Raw genomic sequence first — 668 nt, 5'->3', positions numbered from 1 at the left:
GTAGGGAATCTTCCACAATGGACGAAAGTCTGATGGAGCAACGCCGCGTGTGTGAAGAAGGTCTTCGGATCGTAAAACACTGTTGTTAGAGAAGAACACGGAGTAAAGTAACTGTTATTCCGCTGACGGTATCTAACCAGCAAGTCACGGCTAACTACGTGCCAGCAGCCGCGGTAATACGTAGGTGGCAAGCGTTGTCCGGATTTATTGGGCGTAAAGGGAACGCAGGCGGTCTTTTAAGTCTGATGTGAAAGCCTTCGGCTTAACCGAAGAAGTGCATTGGAAACTGGAAGACTTGAGTGCAGAAGAGGAGAGTGGAACTCCATGTGTAGCGGTGAAATGCGTAGATATATGGAAGAACACCAGTGGCGAAAGCGGCTCTCTGGTCTGTAACTGACGCTGAGGTTCGAAAGCGTGGGGAGCGAACAGGATTAGATACCCTGGTAGTCCACGCTGTAAACGATGAATGCTAGGTGTTGGAGGGTTTCCGCCCTTCAGTGCCGCAGCTAACGCACTAAGCATTCCGCCTGGGGAGTACGATCGCAAGATTGAAACTCAAAGGAATTGACGGGGGCCCGCACAAGCGGTGGAGCATGTGGTTTAATTCGAAGCAACGCGAAGAACCTTACCAGGTCTTGACATCTTTTGACCATCTGAGAGATCAGAAT

The 668-nt window shown here is 50.3% G+C and carries 1 rRNA gene; it reads left to right on the top strand.

The window, feature by feature from the left end:
• Window positions 1–668, top strand: a 16S ribosomal RNA gene (locus tag LPAF129_RS11040); the annotation flags it as partial.

The sequence above is a fragment of the Ligilactobacillus pabuli genome, from assembly GCF_022836475.1.
GTDB lineage: Bacteria > Bacillota > Bacilli > Lactobacillales > Lactobacillaceae > Ligilactobacillus > Ligilactobacillus pabuli.
Note: the sequence above shows the minus strand (reverse complement) of the source record. Positions and strands in the feature narration are given on the sequence as shown.